Source organism: Mesomycoplasma neurolyticum, assembly GCF_900660485.1.
Lineage (GTDB): Bacteria > Bacillota_I > Bacilli_A > Mycoplasmatales > Metamycoplasmataceae > Mesomycoplasma_A > Mesomycoplasma_A neurolyticum.
This window is the reverse complement of the sequence record NZ_LR214951.1, coordinates 274,310-296,744: the sequence shown is the minus strand read 5'-3', so window position 1 is coordinate 296,744 and position 22,435 is coordinate 274,310. Positions and strand designations below refer to the sequence as shown.

General features: G+C 25.8%; 18 protein-coding genes and 8 tRNA genes. 14 read left to right on the top strand and 12 right to left on the bottom strand.

Annotation, left to right across the window (positions count from 1 at the left end; translation table 4 throughout):
* Window positions 1-22 precede the first annotated feature (22 nt).
* From EXC65_RS01250 to EXC65_RS01215, 7 genes are all read right to left on the bottom strand, one after another.
* Window positions 23-1,756, bottom strand: coding sequence for a sodium:solute symporter family transporter (locus EXC65_RS01250; RefSeq protein WP_129719688.1), 1,734 nt, complete (start codon window positions 1,754-1,756; stop codon window positions 23-25).
* Entirely contained in the window at window positions 1,749-2,168 is a 420-nt protein-coding gene (locus tag EXC65_RS01245; RefSeq protein WP_129719687.1) for an NINE protein, read from the bottom strand. Before EXC65_RS01245 ends, EXC65_RS01250 begins: the two co-directional genes overlap by 8 nt.
* Window positions 2,169-2,413: 245 nt before the next feature.
* On the bottom strand, window positions 2,414-3,910 hold the full coding sequence (locus EXC65_RS01240; protein WP_129719686.1) for a hypothetical protein: 1,497 nt from the start codon (window positions 3,908-3,910) through the stop codon (window positions 2,414-2,416).
* On the bottom strand, window positions 3,900-5,648 hold the full coding sequence (locus EXC65_RS04665) for an ATP-binding cassette domain-containing protein (RefSeq protein ID WP_197724529.1): 1,749 nt from the start codon (window positions 5,646-5,648) through the stop codon (window positions 3,900-3,902). Before EXC65_RS04665 ends, EXC65_RS01240 begins: the two co-directional genes overlap by 11 nt.
* Complete coding sequence (locus tag EXC65_RS01225) at window positions 5,632-6,495, bottom strand: carbohydrate ABC transporter permease (RefSeq protein WP_232018823.1); 864 nt, start codon at window positions 6,493-6,495, stop codon at window positions 5,632-5,634. The genes EXC65_RS04665 and EXC65_RS01225 overlap by 17 nt, the downstream gene beginning before the upstream one ends.
* Complete coding sequence (locus tag EXC65_RS01220; protein WP_232018822.1) at window positions 6,495-7,319, bottom strand: carbohydrate ABC transporter permease; 825 nt, start codon at window positions 7,317-7,319, stop codon at window positions 6,495-6,497. The genes EXC65_RS01225 and EXC65_RS01220 overlap by 1 nt, the downstream gene beginning before the upstream one ends.
* A 36-nt stretch (window positions 7,320-7,355) precedes the next feature.
* Window positions 7,356-8,999, bottom strand: coding sequence for an alpha-amylase family glycosyl hydrolase (locus EXC65_RS01215; RefSeq protein WP_129719683.1), 1,644 nt, complete (start codon window positions 8,997-8,999; stop codon window positions 7,356-7,358).
* Window positions 9,000-9,215: 216 nt separating this feature from the next.
* Here EXC65_RS01215 and EXC65_RS01210 point away from each other — a divergent pair, with 216 nt between their 5' ends.
* The 9 genes from EXC65_RS01210 (at window position 9,216) to EXC65_RS01170 (ending at window position 11,207) form a co-directional block, all read left to right on the top strand.
* Window positions 9,216-10,100, top strand: a complete 885-nt coding sequence (locus EXC65_RS01210; protein ID WP_129719682.1) for an ROK family protein — start codon at window positions 9,216-9,218, stop codon at window positions 10,098-10,100.
* A gap of 404 nt (window positions 10,101-10,504) precedes the next feature.
* A tRNA-Pro gene (locus EXC65_RS01205) sits at window positions 10,505-10,581 on the top strand.
* A gap of 2 nt (window positions 10,582-10,583) precedes the next feature.
* Window positions 10,584-10,660: transfer RNA gene (locus tag EXC65_RS01200), tRNA-Ala, on the top strand.
* A 1-nt stretch (window position 10,661) separates the two neighbouring features.
* Window positions 10,662-10,738 (top strand) — tRNA-Met (locus tag EXC65_RS01195).
* Window positions 10,739-10,762: 24 nt separating this feature from the next.
* Window positions 10,763-10,839 (top strand) — tRNA-Ile (locus EXC65_RS01190).
* Between the two features lies 1 nt (window position 10,840).
* Window positions 10,841-10,931, top strand: a tRNA-Ser gene (locus EXC65_RS01185).
* Between the two features lie 46 nt (window positions 10,932-10,977).
* A tRNA-Met gene (locus EXC65_RS01180) sits at window positions 10,978-11,053 on the top strand.
* Window position 11,054: 1 nt separating this feature from the next.
* A tRNA-Asp gene (locus EXC65_RS01175) sits at window positions 11,055-11,130 on the top strand.
* A gap of 1 nt (window position 11,131) precedes the next feature.
* Window positions 11,132-11,207 (top strand) — tRNA-Phe (locus EXC65_RS01170).
* 248 nt (window positions 11,208-11,455) lie between these two features.
* Here EXC65_RS01170 and EXC65_RS01165 read toward each other — a convergent pair.
* From EXC65_RS01165 to trpS, 5 genes are read right to left on the bottom strand one after another with little or no spacing between them, the layout of a single operon-like run.
* Window positions 11,456-11,761, bottom strand: a complete 306-nt coding sequence (locus EXC65_RS01165) for a YneF family protein (protein WP_129719681.1) — start codon at window positions 11,759-11,761, stop codon at window positions 11,456-11,458.
* A 47-nt stretch (window positions 11,762-11,808) separates the two neighbouring features.
* On the bottom strand, window positions 11,809-12,534 hold the full coding sequence (tpiA, locus tag EXC65_RS01160; protein ID WP_129719680.1) for a triose-phosphate isomerase: 726 nt from the start codon (window positions 12,532-12,534) through the stop codon (window positions 11,809-11,811).
* Window positions 12,494-12,910, bottom strand: coding sequence for an MAG3450 family membrane protein (locus EXC65_RS01155; RefSeq protein WP_129719679.1), 417 nt, complete (start codon window positions 12,908-12,910; stop codon window positions 12,494-12,496). The genes tpiA and EXC65_RS01155 overlap by 41 nt, the downstream gene beginning before the upstream one ends.
* Before the next feature lie 6 nt (window positions 12,911-12,916).
* A complete protein-coding gene (thrS, locus tag EXC65_RS01150; RefSeq protein WP_129719678.1) occupies window positions 12,917-14,659 on the bottom strand; it encodes a threonine--tRNA ligase in 1,743 nt (580 codons plus the stop codon).
* Window positions 14,660-14,661: 2 nt separating this feature from the next.
* A complete protein-coding gene (gene trpS, locus EXC65_RS01145) occupies window positions 14,662-15,657 on the bottom strand; it encodes a tryptophan--tRNA ligase (protein ID WP_129719677.1) in 996 nt (331 codons plus the stop codon).
* 178 nt (window positions 15,658-15,835) lie between these two features.
* On the opposite strand from trpS, the gene EXC65_RS01140 reads away from it, so the two are divergent.
* Genes EXC65_RS01140 through EXC65_RS01120 form a run of 5 tightly spaced genes read left to right on the top strand, consistent with a single transcriptional unit; the run spans window position 15,836 to window position 22,374 of the window.
* Window positions 15,836-16,150, top strand: coding sequence for a hypothetical protein (locus tag EXC65_RS01140; RefSeq protein ID WP_129719676.1), 315 nt, complete (start codon window positions 15,836-15,838; stop codon window positions 16,148-16,150).
* A gap of 4 nt (window positions 16,151-16,154) precedes the next feature.
* Entirely contained in the window at window positions 16,155-17,789 is a 1,635-nt protein-coding gene (locus EXC65_RS01135; protein ID WP_129719675.1) for a DAK2 domain-containing protein, read from the top strand.
* Window positions 17,789-18,790, top strand: a complete 1,002-nt coding sequence (gene plsX / locus EXC65_RS01130; RefSeq protein WP_129719674.1) for a phosphate acyltransferase PlsX — start codon at window positions 17,789-17,791, stop codon at window positions 18,788-18,790. The genes EXC65_RS01135 and plsX overlap by 1 nt, the downstream gene beginning before the upstream one ends.
* Window positions 18,780-19,451 (top strand): ribonuclease III, encoded by a 672-nt coding sequence (gene rnc, locus EXC65_RS01125; protein ID WP_129719673.1) that lies wholly within the window; start codon window positions 18,780-18,782, stop codon window positions 19,449-19,451. The genes plsX and rnc overlap by 11 nt, the downstream gene beginning before the upstream one ends.
* Window positions 19,438-22,374, top strand: a complete 2,937-nt coding sequence (locus tag EXC65_RS01120; RefSeq protein WP_129719672.1) for an AAA family ATPase — start codon at window positions 19,438-19,440, stop codon at window positions 22,372-22,374. Before rnc ends, EXC65_RS01120 begins: the two co-directional genes overlap by 14 nt.
* Window positions 22,375-22,435: the final 61 nt, after the last annotated feature.

Here is a 22,435-nt window from a genome sequence, read left to right as displayed (position 1 = left end):
ATTTTTTATCTCCCAATTTTTTTTAGTCAATTGTTTGTAAATCAACAATTTTTTCAAGTTCTTCAATTTTATTTGTTACTTTTTGAAATTCTTCTTTTGTAATTAAACCTTTTTTAACTCAAGATTCAAATTTACCAATTTCTGATTCTAATTTTGTAAGTTGTTTAAATTCAGCTGTTCTTGTTAACATTGTTCTATTGACAAGGTTTTTTTCGTTAATTTGATATTTTTTACAATATTTGTTTGTTAATTTTGAAACAATAAAACCAACTACTAAAGTAGTGAAGAATGATAATGTTGTTAATCAAATTCCACTAAATGTAATTTTATGACTTTCAGGAATAAATTTTTGTGATAATACTCATAATGGTGTGGAAATTATCATAGCAACCAACATTGCTATTAAAACACCAATTGAATTTGTACGTTTGCTATATAACCCAAGCACAAACACAGCAACTGTAGGTGCATTTAATAAACCAATAATTCCTGTAAAATAATTAAATAAATCATTTTGTTTTGTTGCGATCAATAAACAACTGAAAGCAATAGCAAATCCACCAAATATTAATACAAGCAACTTAGAAATTAATGCTAATTTCTTTTCTGATATTTTTTTGTTAAATACAACAACAAAGTCAATAACAATTGAATTACTTAATGCGCTAAGTCCTGATGAAATTGTAGATTGTGAAGCGGCGAATATAGAAGCTAAAATCACCCCTGTAAAACCTACTCCTAAAACAGAATTTACAAATGTTATCATAAATCCACTTTTTTGAAGTCCCAATGCTTGAACCGCAGTTTTACCTTCTAAGAGCATTTTTACTCCGGTTTCTGGTTGTGATGAATAGTATGTTGCAAGAGCTGAACCTGCACCAAAGAATAGTAACACTGTTACAATTCCAAGTGCTGAAGAAATATATAATGTTTTACGAATTTGTGAAATATTCCTTGTTCCTTTGTATCTTTGAGTTACGTCTTGTGAAGCCATAAATCCATACATTGAATTTATAATGTTATATATAAATAGTAATGATATACCACCTTGTGCTAAGTTTACTTTTCAACTATCTCTTGTTAAAATGTCTTGATATTGAAGAGTATCTGAAGAATAGTTTGTTAAAACTAAAGCACTTATTAAAACTGATGCTATCCCAAATAGTAAAATAACACCTTGAGTTGCATCTGCTCAAATAACAGCTTTGAAACCACCAAATGCAGTTAAAACAGCAACTACAAGTCCTACTATTACAACCATAACATATGGATCGACATCTACTATTGTTGTAATTGCAACTATAGGAACAAATAAAACAATAGCTGATCTAAAGATCATAAATATAATAAATGATAATGAACTAATTGCTCTTACAGCATAGTTAAATCTTTTTTGTAAATATGCATATGCTGTAGTCTCTTTTATTCTACGATAAAACGGAATTACAAACATAGCAATAAATGGTGTAATACAAATTAATGAAATATTAGCACCTGTTCACATTCAGTTTGTAGTAGCAGCTTCACCAGCTGTGTTAACAAAGAATAATGAAGAAGTTATTGTTGCTCATATTGAAAGACCAACAACTATAATAGGGTTTTTACCTCCCCCGGTAAAAATGCTTTTTGTTGAATTAGTTTCTTTTTTCTTTTTTTGAATTCATCAAACAAAGATACCCAATCCCACAATTAAAATTAAATAAATTACTAAAATACTTCAATCAATTCAATGTAAATTTTTGGATATTTTAACCATTGTTTTCCTTTCTGAATTTTTTTAATTCTAAAAGTGAATCGATATATTCAATGTGTTTATCATTTCAAGTGTTTATAGGCTTTTTATTTTCGTCCAGGAAAATACCTAAAAATATTGCAACAGTATTATAAATTGTTCAAAGACCATTGAACACTAAAATAACAGATCCAAATATTGAAACAATTTTTACATCATAATATGATATAACTGGAAGTCCTTCTTTATTTAAAATACTTCCATATAAAATTCACATTATAACAATTAATGTTGCACCTATTCAAGAAATGTATAGTTTTAAAAGGCCTAATAATTTTTTATTTACATAAAAATATTCTAAACCAAATAAACCACCAAATAGTGATAATCAAAATAAAGTAGATTTTGACTTACCATCTTTTCTAAAATTTGTCATTTTTTTAAGTCCTTTATTTTCTTTTTTAGAAGCCTAATAAATAATTATTTTGCTTCTTAATGTAATTTTAAAATAAAAGAACTTTACTTAGTAAATATATAAAAATTTTTTCAATTAATAAAAAAAATTTTTTTTTAGATTTAAAAAAATTTTCAAATTAAATTTAAAAAGTATAAAAAAACATAGCAATTACTAATTGTAATAATTATTTTGCTATGTTTAAAAAATTGAATAAAAAATAAATATTATTTTTTCTTTCCGTTTAAAAGAGCTTTATATTCTGTTTGTACTTTGGTTAATGTATCATTGTTAGCATAACCATTATTCGCTGCTTCAAGTAATATTTGGTTATCGGTATTAAAACCTTCAGGGAAATTGTCATGAATTCATTTATTTACATTATTTTCGCCTTCATAATTTACAGCTGATGCAAGTAAACTATCTGGTTCTAAAACATTAGTTGCTCCGTTAGGTACACCATAAGGGCTGATAAATTTAAATGTTTTAGATAAAAATTCATAACCAGTTTTAGTTTTATATAAAAATTGTAAAAACATTTTTGCTGTTTTTAATTTTGATTCATCTTTAGCTAAAGCTGTAATAGCTCATTTTTGAGCAGCCCCACGATAAATCATAGCTGTTTGGTCATTTTTATTGAAAATAGGTAATGGGAAAAGACCTAATTTTACATCATTTTTATTTCTTTTAACATCCGGTTCACTAAATGTTCCGCCTTGAATCATGGCTGTTGTACCAACTGCTAATTCTGCAAGACCACTAGAAACATTATTAGTTTTCTTTCCATCATTTTCTGTTGTATAACCCATAATTTCAAGTGCTTTTTTAGTTGCATCAATCACTTCTTGAGTAATTATTTTTTTCTCATCATTTCATACTTGAGGGTTGGCAATTGTTGAAATCGCACCTGCAATTAAGTGAGTTGAAATTGGTCATAAATCACCTGTTCCAGCTTTTGCTAATGAGTAGAAAGGATTTGCAACACCTTTTGATTTTAAAAATGATATAACTTTTCTGTAGCCACTTTCTTTTAAATCGTTAGTGAAAACATAAAGTTTATTATCTTTTTCTATTGTTCCATCATATGCATCACTTTTTTGTAAATTAGATACTTTTGCATTATCAAAACTTTTACCTTCATATACATTAACACCTTTTTCAATAAAAAGATCTTTATTATAAACTACACCATAGTATTCATAAACTTGTGGTAAAAAACTTTTGTTTTCATTTTCAAATTTAATTGTACCTGTAATGTCACCATCATGTTCTAAAATTGCTTTTGGACTTGTATCAATTAGTTTATCAAGTCTACCTTCAAACTCACTTCTAGGTTCAATTGCATACATTAATAAATCTCCTATACCACCACTAGATGACATTTTTGTTGTAATTATAGTTCCTGGATTTGTTGTACCACCATATTGTTTAAATGTTAAATTAGTGCCATAATATTCATTAAATGCTTTAATTAAAGCCTCTGATTGTAAGTTGATTTCTTGTTTTGAACCTACAATTGTCATAGCATCTTTTGAATAACCTTCAAATTTAGTTTTAAGATTTTGTGCAGTAGTATCAGTTTTTAAACTTTCTTTTAATTCTTTAATAGCTATTTTAATTTCTTTTTCTTGCTCACTTTCATTTCCACAAGAAATAAATGATAAAAATGGTGTAGTTGCAAGTACACCTAAAGCGCTAAATTTTAATATTTTTTTAATTTTCATTATTTTTTATCTCTTTTCTTTTTTTTGAAATACTTAGAATGTAATTTTTTACTTTTTTTAATAATTTAGTTTTTGCATTTTTATTTTTTGAATTTTTTAAAATTTGTCTTCTAACTTGAATTTTTGAGTTAGAATTTAGTCAATTTTCAAGCAAGTTAATAGTTTCTAAATTTAGTTGTGATGTTAAAGTAATAGTTGATTTAGTATCAAAAAGATGAATTCTTGAAGAAATGATGTAAATTTCAATTTTTTGCTCTATTTTGTAATCATTGTATGATGATGAAATAAAGGTGATTTCACTTTTGGTATTTTCAATTAAAGCTTTATATTGAATTTCATTTCCTAATAATTCTTTCGCTTTAATAATTACTTTTAATTTAGAATCATATGCATCATAAACATTATAATCAATAGAAAAATCAGTTGGCCTAATTCCTAAAGTTATTTCTTGATCTTCTTTAAGATATTTAGTTTTATAAAGTGGTAAATTTATTTCTAAATTATCGAGAGAAACAAACTTTTTATTTTTATAAACACCTTTAATAAAATTCATAGCAGGACTACCAACAAAACTAGCTACAAATAAACATGAAGGATTTTTATATATTTCTTTTGGACTAGCTATTTGCAATATAAATCCATCTTCCATTACAGCTAATTTATCTGACATAGTCATTGCCTCAACTTGGTCATGAGTTACATAGATTGTTCCAGAATTTATTTTTTCATGAAGTTTTCTAATTTCATGACGCATAGTTGCACGTAATTGTGCATCTAAGTTACTCAAAGGTTCATCCATTAAAAATAAAACTGGGTTATTTACAATACTTCTACCAAGTGCAACCCTTTGTCTTTGACCACCAGAAAGCTCAGAAGGTTTACGATTCAAATAAAAATCTAAATTTAAAACCCTAGCACTAGTTTCGACTTTTTGGTTGATTATGTCTTTTTTTTGTTTATGATTTAATTTAATGATTTTTTGCTTGATTTTTTGAATTTCATTTTTAACTTGTTTTCTTTCATTTTTCAAGTTGAAAATTTGATCTTTAATATTTGTAAAATATTCAATTTTATTTTTTTGAAATTCAATGTTTTCTTCTAAAAATGTAATCTTACTTAAAAGTTTAAAAAATTCATTTTCTCTTTTTTTAGTTTCATTATTTTTTATTATTTGTTGATATTTATCTTTAAAATTAATTTTGTTTGTTTCAAATTTTTGTAGATCTTTTTTATGTTTAGATAACATTTGAATGTTTTGAATTTTTCAATTAATTTCTGCTATTTGATTTTTTTTATTGTTGATTTGATGTCAAATTTTTCCATCATCCAAAAGTTTTATGTTGTTTGCTTTTAGACCAAAAGCAATATTTTGTTTAACTGATAAATGAGGAAAAAGTGCATAGTTTTGAAAAACCATAGTTAGGTTTCTTGCAGCTGGTTCAGAGTGAGTTACATTAATGCCGTTAATGTAAATTTCTCCTTGATTTGCTTCTTCCAACCCAGCGATAATTCTTAATGTTGTAGATTTACCACAACCACTTGGACCTAATAAAGAAACAAATTCACCTTTTTTTACAACTAAATTAGTTTTAAAAATCGCTTGAAAACCATTAGGATAAATTTTATTTATATTTTTTAGCTCCAAAACATTTGGACCTTTATTATGATCATTTGTTGTTAATGCTATTTTTTTAAATTCTTTTAAAAAACTTGGTATTTGTTTATTTGATTGCGCCATTTGTAATTCCTGAAATAATATGTTTTTGCATAATAATGAAGAAAGCAATAATTGGTATAACTAAAATTGTCAAACCTGCCATAATAGCTGTAAAATCTGTACCATAACTACCAACCAATCCTTCTTTTAGTCTTACAACAGTTGTTGTTGGTTGCTTGTTGTTTGATAAATAAACTAAAAAAGGAAGTAAAAAATCATTTCAAATTCAAATTGTATTAATAATCAAAATTGTGGCAATGATTGGTTTTAATAAAGGTAAAATGATTTTAAAATACACTTTAAATGGATTATATCCTTCTACTTTAGCTACTTCTTCTAACGAAAGCGGAATATTTGATAAAAAGCCATGCATCATAAAAATAGACATAGAAAGACCAAAACCTGTATACATAAAAATCAAACCAAATAAATTTAAAAATCTCATTCTCCCCATTACACTGATTAATGGAAGCATAATAGCTTGAAATGGAACTATCATAGTGATTAAAAAACAATAAAAAATAATTTTTGAAATTATTGATTTATTTCTTGCAAGTTGTCACGCACAAATAGAAGAAATAAAAATAATTGTAATGTTTGAAATTATGGTAACTAAAATACTTACAATGAAAGATTCACTAAATCTTAATGCTGTAAATGCTCTCGTATAGTTTGCTGTTTCATATGGTGTAGGTAAAGAAAAAATGTTTTTTGTAACTAATTTAGATAAACTTTTAAATGATGTGTTTGTCATTAAAAAATATGGGAAAATTCAAACTGTAGCTAAAATAAATAACCCGAAAAATAAAGTTAGTTTTAATGCTTTAGTTTTGGAAAAAGAAAATTTTATTTTATTTACAAAATCCATTATGTTTGTACCTCAAATTTTTTAGAAATATAAACTTGACTAACTGAAATAATTGCAACTAAAATAACAAAAATAAAGCTTTTAGCTTGGGCAATTCCAAAATTTTGCTTATATGCTTGGACATAAGCTGATGCATAAATGTTATATGCCAAAAGCCCTGTATCTCTATCACCATTTGTTAATGCTAAATTTTGATCAAACATTTGAAAAGAACGACTTATTATTAAAAATAAAACAACTGTTATTGCTGGCATAATTGCAGGTAAAACAACACTAAAAAAATGTTTAAATGGTCCACAACCTTCAATTCTCGCTGCTTCAGATAAAAATTTATTTATATTTTGTAATGCAGCAATATAAATAATCATTACATAACCAGCCATTTGTCAAGTAAAAACAATTGCCATTGCAAACATCGCTTCTAATCTTGTTCCAAATCTTAATGAATGTCCAAAAATCTCATTTAAAACACGATCAAAAATAATTTGTCATAAATATCCTAAGATCAATCCTCCAACCATGTTAGGGAGAAAGAAAATTCCTCTAAAAATATTTTTACCATGTATTTTTTTGTTTAAAGCATATGCAAAACCAAAACCAAATAAATTCACAAAAATTAAACAAAGCACACTAAAACCTGCTGTGTATCAAATAGAACTAATGAACTTTTGATCTGTAAGTGCTATTTTATAATTGTTAAAACCTATTCATTTGCCTTCAAACATTAATTGTTCTTTAAATCAATTTGTAAAAGATAATAAAAAACCTAATGTTATTGGCACAATTAAAACTATTGTAAAAATCACAATAGCAGGTAAAATCATAATTAAAAAGTACTTTTTACTATACATTGTATTTTTTTATTTACCTATTCTTTTTTTTGTGAAAATTAATGCTTGTCATGGTAATAAAATATTTTTTTCAAATTGCTGATAATTGTTTAAAAATACATCGTAATTTTTAAGATTTAAATTATAATTTTGCATATTTTGAGATCAATTTATAACAAATACAATTTCATGATCTTGATATTTTCTTTTAAAAGCAAAAATATTTTTATTCTCTTTTAATAAAAGTTTAAAATCACCTCATAGAATTATTTCTTTAATTAAAGAATCTTTTCTTAGTGAAATAATTTTTTTATATCAATTCAAAACAGAATTTGGATCATTTATTTGATTTTCAACATTGATAGTTTTGTAACTAAGATTGTATGGTAATCAGCTTTTTTTAATGTCATTAAAACCACCATCAGAGTTTCAAGGCATTGGAGTTCTTGAATTATCTCTTGAAAAAATTGAAATTAATTTCATGTAATCATGATGAGAAATAACTTTGTCTTCAATAACATCTTGTTTGTATGTTTTATGATCCATAACATCATTAATTTTTTTTAAATTTTTAACATGTGTTGAATTATCCATTCCAATTTCTTCACCTTGATAAAGAAATGGGGTTCCTTTTAGTCCGTGAAGTGTTAAAGCAATAGCTTTAGCTTTTTGACTAAAAAAATTATTTTGATCACTTACAAATCTTGAAGTTTGTCTTCCTTGGTCATGATTACTGAAATATAATGTATTTCAACCATTTTTTACTTTAGTTTGTCAATCAGAAATGATTTTTTTAAATTTTACAAGATCAAAACCTTTGTAAATTTTTCTACCAACTTTTACTTCAAATTCACTTGTTATATGTTCAAAATTAATGATTAAGCTATAATTTTTATTTTTTAATGTGGTATATTTATCTGTTTCTTCTTTGTCCATAGCACCAGATTCTGAAACAACCATTATTTCATCATTATCTTTTCAAAGTTTTTGTCTTATTTGTTTAAATTTTTCAATAACAAATTTTGTATCATGTTTATACATTTTTGTTCTAGTAAATAAATCTTTCGGTTTGCCAATTTCATCAAAAGCATCAAGTCTAAAGCCATCTACTCCTTTTTTGAGTCAAAAATCCATAATGTCAATAAATTCATTTACAACATCATGGTTATATCAGTTTAAACATGGTTGTTCTTTTGCAAAAACATGTGCATAGTAATAACCATTTTTTGCTTTTGTTCAAAATTCACCACCAAACAATGATTTACGTTTTAAATTAAATTTTTTAGTAAAATAAAAATAATTAAAATATTTAGGATCACCTTTCAATGCTTTTTGAAATCATTCATGCTGATCTGAACAATGATTAAGTGGGAAATCTCAAATTATTTTAATATTTTTTTGATGAGCTTTTTTAACTAATTCTTCAAAATCTTGCATTGTTCCAAACATCGGATCAATTTTTTTGTAGTTAGTTACATCATATCCATTATCAACCATTGGTGATTGTGCTATCGGATTTAATCAAATTGCATTAACGCCTAATTGTTCAATATAATCAAGTTTTGAAATCAAACCTTTTAAGTCCCCATTACCATCATTATTTGAATCTTTGAATGACCGCAAATAAACTTGATAAATTGTGCCTGTTCGTCATCACAACTTTTTATTTTCCAAAATTAATTTCCTTTCTTTTTTTATTTATTATTCAAATTTAGTATTTGAGAAAAACTCTCAAAATTAATTTTAGAAAAAAAAAAAAAAAGGAAGGATTTAGCTTTTTTGTTAAAAAAAACACTTAAAAATAAAGTTTTTTTCAAAAAAACCATTTTTTTTATTATTTAAAATAAATTTAAATATAATTAATAAAAAGAAAAATAAGGTTAGAAAATTATGAAACAATATAAATTAGCTACTATTGACATTGGTGGAACAAATACAAGATTTGCTTTGATTGAAAATGATAAAATAATTAAAAAAATTCGTTTTGCAACAAATCAATTTAATTATTCAGAAACTTTAGATAAAGTAATAAATTTATTAAAAAAATATCAAATTGATAGTGTTGCTTTGTGCATACCTGGTCCAGCAGATTATAAAAAAGGAGTTATAATTGATTCTCCAAATTTAAGTGGTTGACATAATATTAATATTAAAAAATATATAAAAAACAAAATAGCTATTAAAAAAATAGTTTTTGAAAACGATGCAAATGCAATGGCACTTGGTAATCATTATTTTTATAAAAATAATGAACTCAAAAATTCTGTAAGTCAATTTTTTACAATTTCTACTGGATTTGGTGCAGGTTTGATTATAAATAATAAAATTTTTACAGGTGCAAATGGTTATGCTCAAGAAATTGCGTTTTTACCTTCATCAAAAAATAAAACTAAAAAATTGCATTTAAATGAATATGCAGCTGAACATTTAATCTCAGGAACTGGTATCAGCTTAAGAGCAAAAAATAAAAAACTTTTTTTATCAGCAAAAGAAATTTTTAAAAAATATAAAGAAAATGATATTTGTAGAAAGATAATTGATGAAGGAATTGATGCATTAGCAAGAACATTAGCTATGGCATTAGCATTTGTCAACCCTAATTTAGTTATATTTGGTGGGAGCGTTGCTTTAAATAATTGATGATATGTTGAAAAAGCAATTGAATTAGCAAAAAAATATGTTGATCCAGCACATTTATTAAATTTAAGAATTGTAAAAGACCCATATGGTGATGATAGCGCATTGATAGGTTTAAGTTATTTATTAAAAAAATAAAAAAATATTTGTTTTAACAAAAAAATGTACAAAAAAATCAAAACTTGTGTTTGATTTTTTATTTTTAAATATAAAAAAATAACTCTAATATTAAAATAATCTTTGTAGAATATTTTTTTATTAGGGTTAAAAAAACATAAATAAATTTTTGTGATTTTATTAAATAAAATTACTTTATAGTTAATTCGAATATCTTTTTTATTTATTATGTTATTGATTAGTTAAAAACTTAAATACTAAATTTTAATAAATTTGCAAAATATAACTACATTTTTTAAAGTTAAATTTTTTCTAAAAAAATAAAAAATAAAAAATGTTTGTTAATTTTAAAAAATAATGTATAATCATTATTGCAAATTTAAAAAAACAAATTATTTGCTTTTATGTGCTAAAATTATTTTAGCGGAGAAGTAGCTCAGCTTGGCAGAGCGCTACGTTTGGGACGTAGTGGTCGCAGGTTCAAATCCTGTCTTCTTCACCATTGGGGGGGTAGCTCACTTGGCTAGAGCGCCTGCCTTGCACGCAGGAGGTAGAGGGTTCGAATCCCTTCCTCTCCACCACGGCTCTGTAGCTCAGTTGGTTAGAGCATCCGGTTCATACCCGGAAGGTCAAGAGTTCGAATCTCTTTGGAGCCACCATATAAGTATATTACTTTCAAAAGTGGACCTATAGCTCAGTTGGTTAGAGCAACCGGCTCATAACCGGTCGGTCACTGGTTCGAGTCCAGTTGGGTCCACCATGGGCAATTACCCAAGAGGCTGAAGGGACTAGTCTTGAAAACTAGCAGGGGCTTCACCGCCCGCGGGGGTTCAAATCCCTCATTGCCCGCCATTATCACTAAAAAGGTAATAACTTTGAAGTGATTTAAATTATATATAGCGAGGTAGAGCAGTGGTTAGCTCGTCGGGCTCATAACCCGAAGGTCGTAGGTTCGACTCCTACCCTCGCAACCAAGGTTCAGTGGTAAAGTGGTTAATACGTCTCCCTGTCACGGAGAAGATCGCGGGTTCGATCCCCGTCTGGACCGCCATGGCTCTGTAGCTCAGTAGGTAGAGCAACGGATTGAAGCTCCGTGTGTCACTGGTTCGATTCCTGTCGGAGCCACCATTTCAAAATATTTTGTCCTGGTTTGGTTTATTTTAAAAAAATAAAAAATTTTAAAACACTCTTTTTAAGAGTGTTTTTTTTAATAAATTTTAAAAATAAAATTTATTTTTCTTAATTTTGTTTAGTAATTTATTTAAATAAAAATATTATTACCTTTGTAATGGATGTTTTTATATTTAAATATTAAAAAAACATTTTAGATGAAAATTAAATTCAACTAAAATGCTTTATATGTTATTATAAAGAAATTATTTTGCATTTTTTACTGAACGCATAACAGATTTGATTTGTTTTTCAGATGCTTTTCTACCCATTTGTGAAAACATTGCTCTTACCATTTTTTCATTAATTGGTGGGTTTTCTTTTAATTGTTTTTCAAAATTTCTTTTAGATAAAAGCAAACCTAAAACTCCTCCGATTAAAAATAGAATAATTCCAACAGCAAATGTTATCCCAATTCAACCCCCGAGACCAACACCACCTGCTGTGTTTGTTATTATAGAGTTTGCAGTTTCTGTTGCTGATTTTGATTGTTCACTTAAAAGTGTCAACATATTTCTCCTCCTTTCGAATTAACTTTAAAATTATAATACAATATTTTTTATTTGTTTAAAGTTAATAATTTAATAAAACTTTGAGCTTCTAGTGAAGCGCCCCCAACAAGTGCACCATCAATATCTTTTTGGCTCATTAAATTTTCAATATTATTCGGATTTACTGAACCACCATATTGAATAATAACATTTTTTGATGTATTTTTTCTAATGAATTCACATATTTCTTGTGCATATTCAACAGTAGATGTTTTACCTGTACCAATCGCTCAAATCGGTTCATAAGCAATTATTATTTTAGAAAAATCTTTGACATCTTTTAAAGATTTTTGAATTTGTTTTAAAATAACTTCTTTTGTTTGTTTTGCTTCATATTGTTTTAAGGTTTCACCAATACACACAATAGGGATTACACCATGTTTTAAAGCTAAATGAAGTTTTTGGTTTACTATTTCATCGCTTTCATTAAAATATTCTCTTCTTTCTGAGTGTCCTAAAATTACATATTTTGCATTTAAATCTTTAATCATTAATGGTGAAATTTCACCTGTATATGCACCTTTTTCAAATTGTGACATATTTTGCGCCGCAAAATCTATATTATGATTTTTAAATAAAAATAATTTTGTAAAAGGTGCTGCAATAGCAAAATCTACATTATTAATTTTATTTTTATTTTTTTGGTATAAAGTTTTAAATTCATGAATAAAATCTTCTGTTTCTAAAATAGTTTTATTCATCTTTCAATTTCCTATGATAAATAATTTTTTCATCTTTAATCCTCTTTCTTAATTCTATATATTTTGTTACAAAAAAAATAGGTACAAAAATAAATGTTGAAATAAAAATAATAATTATTCTTGTAAAAAGTAAAATTTTTTGGTCTTTTAATGGATAAGTGATAATAATAAAAAATAAACAAATAGCAATAGTTAAACTATAATTAAAAAAATTTATTTCTAATATTTTTATTGATATAAAAAAAACTGTAGAAATAAAAAAAATCATAAGATATCCTAAAGATATTAAAAGTAAATAATGATATTTAATAATTTCTTTTTTATAAATATCAGGAGATAATAAACCATAAATTAATATTGCTGGTATAAAAACTAAAAAAATGTGGAAAAAAATTTCTTTTTTATTCATTAATGATTATTTGTATTCTTTTCTTTTATTATCTATTTTTGATAAAAATTTTTCAAATGTTGAAATATAAGTTTTGCTTTCGCCATATTTTCTATAACTTATTAATTTTTTATTTACTTCTACATCACCTACAATAATTTGATATTTAGTTTTTGAGATCTGTGCTTCTCTAATTTTTTTGTTTATTCTTTCGTTTTTTAAATCTATTTGAACATTAAAATCTAATTCAAAAAGTTTTTGATAAATTTGTTGTGCATATTCTAGGTGTTTTTCAATATCAATAGGGATTACAACTAATTGTTTTGGACTCAATCAAAATGGTAAATTACCTTTTGTTTGTTCTAATAAAATAGATACAAAACGCTCATAAGTCCCAATCAAACCACGATGAATTAAAATTGGTGTTTCCTTTTTATTTTCACTATTTATAAAAGAAATATTAAATTTACGTGGTAATAAGAAATCTAATTGAAGTGTAGAAAGTGTTATTTCATGATTTAATACAGTTTTAATTTGAAAATCAATTTTAGGCCCATAAAAAGCTGCTTCACCAATTTTTTCTTCATATTTTATATTTAAATCTTTTAAAACACTTTCTAAATCATTTTCTGCTTGATTTCACATTTCATCATCATCGTAAAATTTATCCTTATTTTTTGGATCGCGTTTTGAAAAAGAAACATAATTAATTTCAATTTGAAATAAATCAATTATTTCTTTAATCATTGTGTATAAATGTTTAAATTCATTAATAATTTGATTTTTTCTAACAAAAACATGACCTTCAGTTAAATCCATAGCTCTTACTCTTTCAAGACCTGTAAGCGCCCCTGATTTTTCATAACGATATAATCTTGATTGTTCAGAATATCTAATTGGTAGTTCATTATAGCTTTTTTTAGTTTTATCAAAAAGAATAATATGATGGGGACAAGTCATAGGTCTTGCTATTAATTCTTCATTTTCAACTTCAATTGGTTTAAACATATCATCTTTATAATGTTCTAGATGCCCTGATGTTTCATATAATTTTTTCGCACCAAAATGAGGGGTTAAAACTTCATTAAAACCATATTTTTTATCAATTTTTAAAACTAAATCGCGAATTGCATTTTTTATTTTCATTCCATTAGGTAATCAAACAGGAAAACCTTGACCAAAATAATCAGAAAAAGTAAAAATATTTAAATCTTTACCAATTTTTCTATGGTCTCTTTCTTTTCTTTCGTTTAAAATATTTAAAAATTCTTCTAATTCATCTTTTGTTTCTCAAGCTGTTCCATATATTCTTGTCAATTGTTCATTTTCACTTTTCCCTCTTCAATATGCCCCTGCTAAAGAAATAAGTTTAAAATGCTTTAATTGACTTACGTTTTCAACATGTGAGCCAACACATAAATCTTCAAATAAAATTTGATTATTAGAAGGGTTTAATAATGAATAAAAAGTTGCTGTTTCTCCACGATTTATAATTTCATTATAAAGTTCTTTTTTGAAAGGTTTATCATTAAAATTATAATTTTCACCAAAACTTTGTTGCATTTTATAACCACCAGAAGCTAATTTATGCATCATTTTTTCAATTTTAGTTAAATCTGTCACACTTATAGGACTACTAAAGCTAAAATCATAATAAAACCCTTCACTTGTGGCAGGGCCAAAACCTAATTTTACATCAGGAAAAAGTTTTATAACTGCAGCTGCTAATAAGTGGCTCGCTGTGTGATTAAGTTGTTTATTAAATTTCATTTTTATTTCAAGCCAATCCCTTCTTTAATCTTTGATAATGTTTCTTGTGCAAGCTTTTGCGCTTTCGCTTTGCCTTTTTCAGCATAAAAATCAACGTTTTCAATAAAAGTATTGTATTTTGATTGTAAATTAATTAAAAATTCTTTCACTTCTTCAGCTACTTTTTCTTTAAATTCTTTGTAGTTTGCATTTATGAATTCTTTTTCTGCTTTTTCAATTGTTATTTTTTTAAGTGCACTATAAATTGTTAAAAGATTTGATACACCAGGTTTATTTTCAGAAAAGTAAACTTTATTTTCAGAATCTGTAATTGCTTTTAAAATCTTTTTATAAGCTACATCAGGTTCATCTAATAAATAAATAGCACTATTTTTGTTTAAATCAGATTTAGACATTTTTTTATTTGGATCTGTTAAAGACATTATTTTTGATCCTACCTCGACATTAACATTTTTTGGTAAATTTAAATTAGTTTTATAATTTTTATTTAAACGACTAGCAATATTTCTTGTTAATTCTATGTGTTGGGTTTGATCAAGACCAACAGGCACAAATTTAGGATTATAAAGCAAAATATCAGCTGCCATTAGTGTTGGATAAATCAAAAGACCTGTTGGAATTAAATTTGTTTTGTTATCATTTTTAATATTTTGAGATTTATCTTTGAATTGTGTCATTCTATTTAATTCACCTAATGTTGTGTTTACTAAGCAATATCAATTCATTTCACTATGTTCAGCAATGTCCGATTGATAAAAAACAATACTTTTTTCAGGATCGATTCCTGCCGCAAGATAAAGCGCAAAAATTTCTTTACGATTTTTTTCTAACTCTTCAGGTTTAATTTTTAAGGTTAAAGCATGCAAATCAGCAACAAAAATAATTAATTGATAATCATTTTGAAAATTTAATGCATTTTGAATTGCTCCAATATAATTTCCGATTGTTAATTTACCTGTTGCGGTTATACCTGTGACTATTTTTTCTTTTTTATTCATAAAACACCTTTATATTTTATCAATTAATTTATAGTATTAAATATTATAAACATTTTTTAAAATAATAACAATAATTAAAAAATTTGTTAAAATTTAAATAAAATTTTTTATTATGTTAATTTATAATTTTTAATTATTTATTAAATTTAGTATTTTATTGATTCAGAAGAAGGTGAAAATGAATTTAGATAATTTTGACAAAGAGTTATTAAAACACATTTCCATGATCCCAGGGGTTTACGGTTTTGCTGATTTAAATTCTAAAAATGAAAACTTAGAAAAAAAACACATTACTAAAAAAAATGAATGATATAAGGCTATTAGTAAAATTCAGCATTCAAATGAAATAATTATCAATTTAGCAGTTGTTATTTTATTTTCAGTTAACACACAAACAATTGTTAAAGAAATATCTTCATTAGTTGAATTTTATACTAAAAAAAATAATTTTAAGCTTAAAGCACTAAATATTCATATTAAAGGAGTGAGTTAATAAAATGATTAAGAATAATGAACTTACAGCTAAACTATATGTAAACATGATTGTTTCAGGAGCTAATAATTTACAAAACAACAAAGAAAAAATTAATGCTTTAAATGTTTTTCCTGTTCCAGATGGAGATACAGGAACAAATATGGCTGCAACAATTTTTTCTTCTACTAAAAATTTAAAAAATGAAACATTTACACATTTAGGAGAAGTTGCTAAATTAATCTCTAAAAACATGCTTATAGAAGCTAGAGGTAATTCAGGAGTTATTTTATCTCAAATTTTTAGAGGTTTTTCTGAATATTTTTTAGATAAATCAGTTGCAAATAATTTTGAAATTGTTGAAGCATTCATCAGCGCTACAAAAAAAGCTTATGACTCTGTTCTTCAACCGGTGGAAGGTACACTTTTAACAGTTATAAGAGAAACAACAGAAACATTAGAAAAAACAGTTACACCTAAAACAACAATTGAAGAACTTTTTAAAATAGCATTAAATGCAGCTAGAAAAAGTTGTGATAATACACCAAATATTTTGCCTATTTTAAAAGAAGTAAATGTTACTGATTCAGGTGGTGAAGGTTTATTTTTGATTTTGGAAGGTATGTATAATTTTTTAATAGGTAAGCCTGTGGAAATATCACAAAGCCAAAATAATGTAACTAATTTTGTAAGTGATACGGAAATTTATGATGGAGAATTTGGTTATTGTACAGAAGTTATTGTTGAACTTAGAAATCCAAAAAACTTTAGTAAAAAAAGACTAATAAGCAAAATTATTAATTTTTCTTCTTCTTTGGTTGTTGTTCGTGATTCTAACATTGTTAAAGTTCATGGTCATGTTTTAAAACCAGGGAAATTTTTGTCTGCAATTCAACAATTTGGTGAATTTTTGAAAATTAAATCAGAAAATATGTCACTTCAAGCTAATAGTTCTAAAATTATTGCTGAAAATGAAACACAAAATAAAAAATTTAAAAATGCAATTATTTCATGTAACACAGGACAAGGAATTATTAATATTATGAAAGAAAATGGTGCTCATTTTATTATTGAAGGTGGTCAAACAAACAACCCATCAATTCGTGATATATTAAATGCAATTGATTCATTAGAAGCTGAAAACATTTTCTTTTTACCTAATAATTCAAATATTATTTTGAGTGCACAACAAGCTGTTCAAACAATTACAAATAAAAATGTTATTATAATTCCTTCTAAAACTCCAATTCAAGGAATAAATGCTGTACTAAATTTTAGTGAAGATATTAGTTGACAAGAAAACAAAGAATTAATGGAAGATGCAATAAAATCTATTCACACAATTGAAGTAACGCAAGCAAATCGTGATGTTAAAATTGGTGATGTTAAAATAAAAAATGAAGAATTTATTGGAATTTTAAATGGTGAGATTTTAGTCTCCACTTCAAATTATATTGATGCAGCAAAATCAACAATTAAAATTTTAATGAAAAATATAGGAGAAAATTCTTCTGATTTAATATCAATTTATTATGGTGTTGATTCATCAGAAGGTGATGCAAAAGAACTAGCTGATTTTATAGAAGCAAACTATGATGTTGAAATCGAAATTAAAAAAGGTGAACAAAAAACATATCATTTCTTGATAGGAGTTGAATAATGAAAAAAATAGCTTTTGATGTAATGCAAAATGACAATGGACCTGAAGCTGGTATAAAAGCTGCACTTGATTTTGTAAATAATAATTCTAATTATCATGTATTTTTAGTTGGTGATGAAACTGAAATCGCCAAATTTTTAGTTGAAAAACATTCTCAAATATCTATTGTTCACGAACCTAATGTCGTTCCTAAAACAAATTTAAATTTAAGAAAAATTCTCAGAGAAAAAACATCAATGTCAAAAACCTTAGAATTATTATTGGAAAAAAAAGTTGATGCCGTTTTATCTTCTGGTGATTCTGCAGCTTATTTAGCATTAGCAACAATGAAACTTAAAAGACTAAAAAATGTTGATAGACCTGCATTTATGCCAATGATTCCTAAAATGATTAATGATGAATTTTTCTTGCTTTTAGATGCTGGAGCAAATCTTGAAACAAAAGCAGAATATCTTGAACAATGAGCTATCATTGCAACAATTTTTAGTCAAAATTTATTTAACAAATCAAAAGCAATTTGTCGTTTAATTAATATTGGTACAGAAGATGACAAAGGTTTTGAATATCATCAAAAAGCTAATATTTTACTAAAAAATAATCCAAGAATTAATTATCAAGGATTTATTGAAACTAGAAATATTTTTAATGTTGATAGTGATATTGTTTTAGCAGATGGCTATACAGGAAATATCACACTCAAAACATTAGAAGGTTCGGTATTAAATTTATCAAAATTCATTAAAGCAAAAATTACTAAAACATTTTGAAGAAAAATATTTGCAATTGGTCTAAAAAAAGCATTTAGTGAAGTAAAAGAAAAATTTGACTATCGGAATGTTGGAGCTGCATGGGTGATTGGTGTTAATGGTATTGTAATTAAATCACATGGCTCATCCGATATAAAAGCATATAAAGGTGCATTTAGTCAAATTAAAATAGCAATTGAAAGTCAAATTTTAACTAAAGTAAAACAGGAAATTGAAAAAATAAGTGAAAAATAAAATTATTAATTTTTTAAATCAATTTGATATTAAACCAAATAATCTTTTGCTTTTTAAACAAGTTTTTACCCATAAAACTTTTAGTAATGAAAATAAAAAATTTCTTCATTATGATCGTTTAGAATTTTTAGGTGATGCTCTTATTCAATTTAAGATTTCTTTATTAATTTATAAAACTTTCCCTAAAATAACTGAAGGTGAAGCAACTATAAAAAGATCAAAAATTGTAAATACTTCTTCATTAGCTAAAATTGCTTTTAATTTAAAATTAAATCAATATTTACAAATTTCTAAAGGAGCTTTAGAAATTCTTGACAATCCTAAAGTTAATGCAGATTTATTTGAAGCATTAAGTGCAGCAATTTATTTAGATCAAGGTGAAAAAAAACTTGATGAGTTTTTTGAAAAAACTATTTATAATTTGGTTATTGATTCACACCAAATTTTAAAAGATCCTAAATCACAGTTCCAAGAATACATTCAAGCTTCTACAAAACAAAATGCAACTTATAAAGTTGTTTGAAATAATGAGGTTTTTGAAGCTAAATTATTATTTGATGATCAAATTTATGGTATAGGAAAAGGAAAAAGTAAAAAAGAAGCAGAAACTAATGCAGCAATAAATGCTTTAGAAAGGTTGAAAAAAAATGAAATTAATTAAAGTAGAAGCACAAGGTTTTAAATCATTTGCTGATCGTGTTGTATTAAATTTTGATGGTGGCGTTGTAGGAATAATAGGTCCAAATGGTTCAGGTAAATCTAACATTAATGATGCAATTAAATGAGTATTAGGTGAACAATCTTCTAAAGCTTTGCGTGGTGATAAAATGGAAGATGTTATTTTTGCTGGTTCAAAAACAATGCGGGAATTAAATAAAGCAGAAGTTATTTTAACATTTGATAATAGTGATAAAGCTGTTTCTATACCGCATGATATTTTTACTATTTCTAGGGTTTTACACCGTGGTAAAGGCGGAAATGAATATTACATCAATGGTGAAATTGCTAGGTATCGTGATATTAAAGAAATTGCAATGGAATCCGGAATTTCTAAATCTTCATTAGCAATTATTTCTCAAGGAACAATTAGTGATATTGCTGAAGCATCACCTGAGCAAAGAAGAGCTATTATTGAAGAAGCTGCAGGAACATCAAAATACAAAGCAAGAAAAATTGAAGCTCTAAGAAAACTAGAATCAACAGAAGAAGCTTTGTCTAAAATTAGATTAATTATTAATGAAATTGAAAAAAGATTATCTACACTTTCCAAACAAGCAGAAAAAGCAAAAACTTTTATTGAAAAAACAGATGCGCTTAAATCTATTGAAGTTGGTTTAATTGTTGAAGATTTGACATTTTATAATAATCAAATTTTAGAATTAAATAAATCTTTAGAAAATGCAAAAGTTGCAAAACAAGAACTTGAAACGGAAAGAGAACTTCTGATTGCTTCATTTAAGCAAAATTCTGAAAGCAAAATCGAACTAGAAGTTGTAGCTGATAAAATGCAAAGTGAACTTAGTAGTGTTGAAAAAGAACTACACACACTAGAAATAAGACAAACTAAAATTAATCAAAGAAGACAAGATATTATTGATGGATTGATTGAAGCAAGTCCTAAAGAGCAAGCTGAAAATCTCCAAAAAGAAATTAGTCAAATTGAAGCTAAAATCAATCAATATCGCTCTTACGAAGAAAATACACAGCAAAAAGTTGTAAATGTTAGTGAAAAAGCTAAAGAAGTTGAACTAGAATTAATAAAAACAACTAATGAAAAACATAAAGTATTTTCATTTTTAGAAGCGGCTAAAGCAAGATTAAAAGTATTAGAAGAATATAAAAATAATAGAAGTAACTTATTCAAAGGAACAAAAGTAATTTTAGAGCACGCTTCATTATTTAAAGGTCTAAAAGGTGCTGTTATTGATTTAATTAAAACTGATAAAGAATTTAGTGCAGCTATTGAAACAACATTGGCCAATGCATTACAACATGTTGTTGTAGATAATTCTGAAACAGCAGTTAAAGCAGTTAACTTTTTAAAACAAAACAAAGCTGGTTGAGCTACTTTTATTCCTTTGAATTCAATTCAACCAAGAGAAATAAGACATGATCATTTAATGGCTCTTAAAACTCAAAAAGGTTTTGTTGCAATGGCTCATGAATTGGTTGAAACCACAAAAGAATTTGAAAAGTTAAAACTTTATTTACTGGGTAATGTAATAGTTGCCAAAACTATTGAAGATGCAAACAGTTTATCTAAATTAATTCAATTAAAATACATGGTTGTAACTTTAGATGGTGATGTTATAAGACCAGGTGGTATTATGACTGGTGGTTCAAAAGATGAAAAACAAAATAGTTTGCTTAAAATTGACCAAGATATTGAACAAATAAAAGCTAAAATTCCAACATTAAATGAACAAAAACAAGCTTTAGATATTAAAGAACAAAAAATTTTACAAGAAAAAAATATGCTTATTTCAAGTATTGGTGAACTTAATGATACAGTTAAAGAAACTAGAAATAAACGTGTTATCTTAATGGATCGTTCAGATGAACTAAAAGTTAAATTTGCTTCAATTAGTTCAAGTAATTTTGAAATTGCTCAAATTGATGAATTAGCTAAACAGATTGTTGATCTAGAAGTTAAAAAAAATGAACTTGAAACTAATTTAAAAATTACAAAATCAAGAATAAATGTTTTAACTCTAGAAATGCAACCTAGTTTAGAGAAAAAAACTCAAGTTGAAAATGACATATATCATTTAAATAACCAAATTTCTAAAAATGAAACTAATTTAGAAAAAGCAAATTATTTAATTAGTCAAAATCAAAAAAGATTAACTGAACACTATCAAATGACACTTGAAAATGCTCAAGAGTCATACAAACTTGAAGCTGATATTGATGAAGCAAGAAAAATAGTTGAAGAGTTAAAAAAAGAAATAAAAGCATTGGGGAATGTTAACCTTGATTCCATCAAAGAATTTGAAGAGCAAGAAGAAAGATACAATAATCTAAAAGAAAATGAAGAAGAATTATCAAATGCTAAAAACATTATTTTAGAAGCTATTGCTGAAATGGATAAAATTATTGTTAATAAAATTCAAGAAACAGTTGATATTGTTAATCGTGAATTTAAAAATGTATTTATGTCTATGTTTGGTGGTGGAAATGCAAGAGTTCAATATTCTGATCCAGAAAATATTTTAGAAACTGGAATTGAAATATTTGCTCAACCACCAGGAAAAACAATTAAAAATCTTAAATTATTTTCAGGTGGCGAAAAAGCTATTATTGCAATTTCACTTTTATTTGCAATTATTAAAGCAAAACCTATTCCTTTATGTATTTTAGATGAAGTTGAAGCTGCATTAGATGAAGCAAATGTTATTCGTTATGCAGAATTTTTACAGTCATTAAAAGATAAAACACAATTTATTGTTATAACTCACCGTCATGGGACAATGACCAAAGTTGATCATCTTTTTGGAGCAACAATGCAAAAAAGAGGTGTAACTTCATTTTTTAGTGTAGAAATTTCTAAAGCAAAAGAACTTTTAAAAAATCAAATAAATTAAAAAAATAAAAAAATAACTTTTTTTACTTTTTTATTTTTTTTTTTTTTGCAAAAAAATTAAT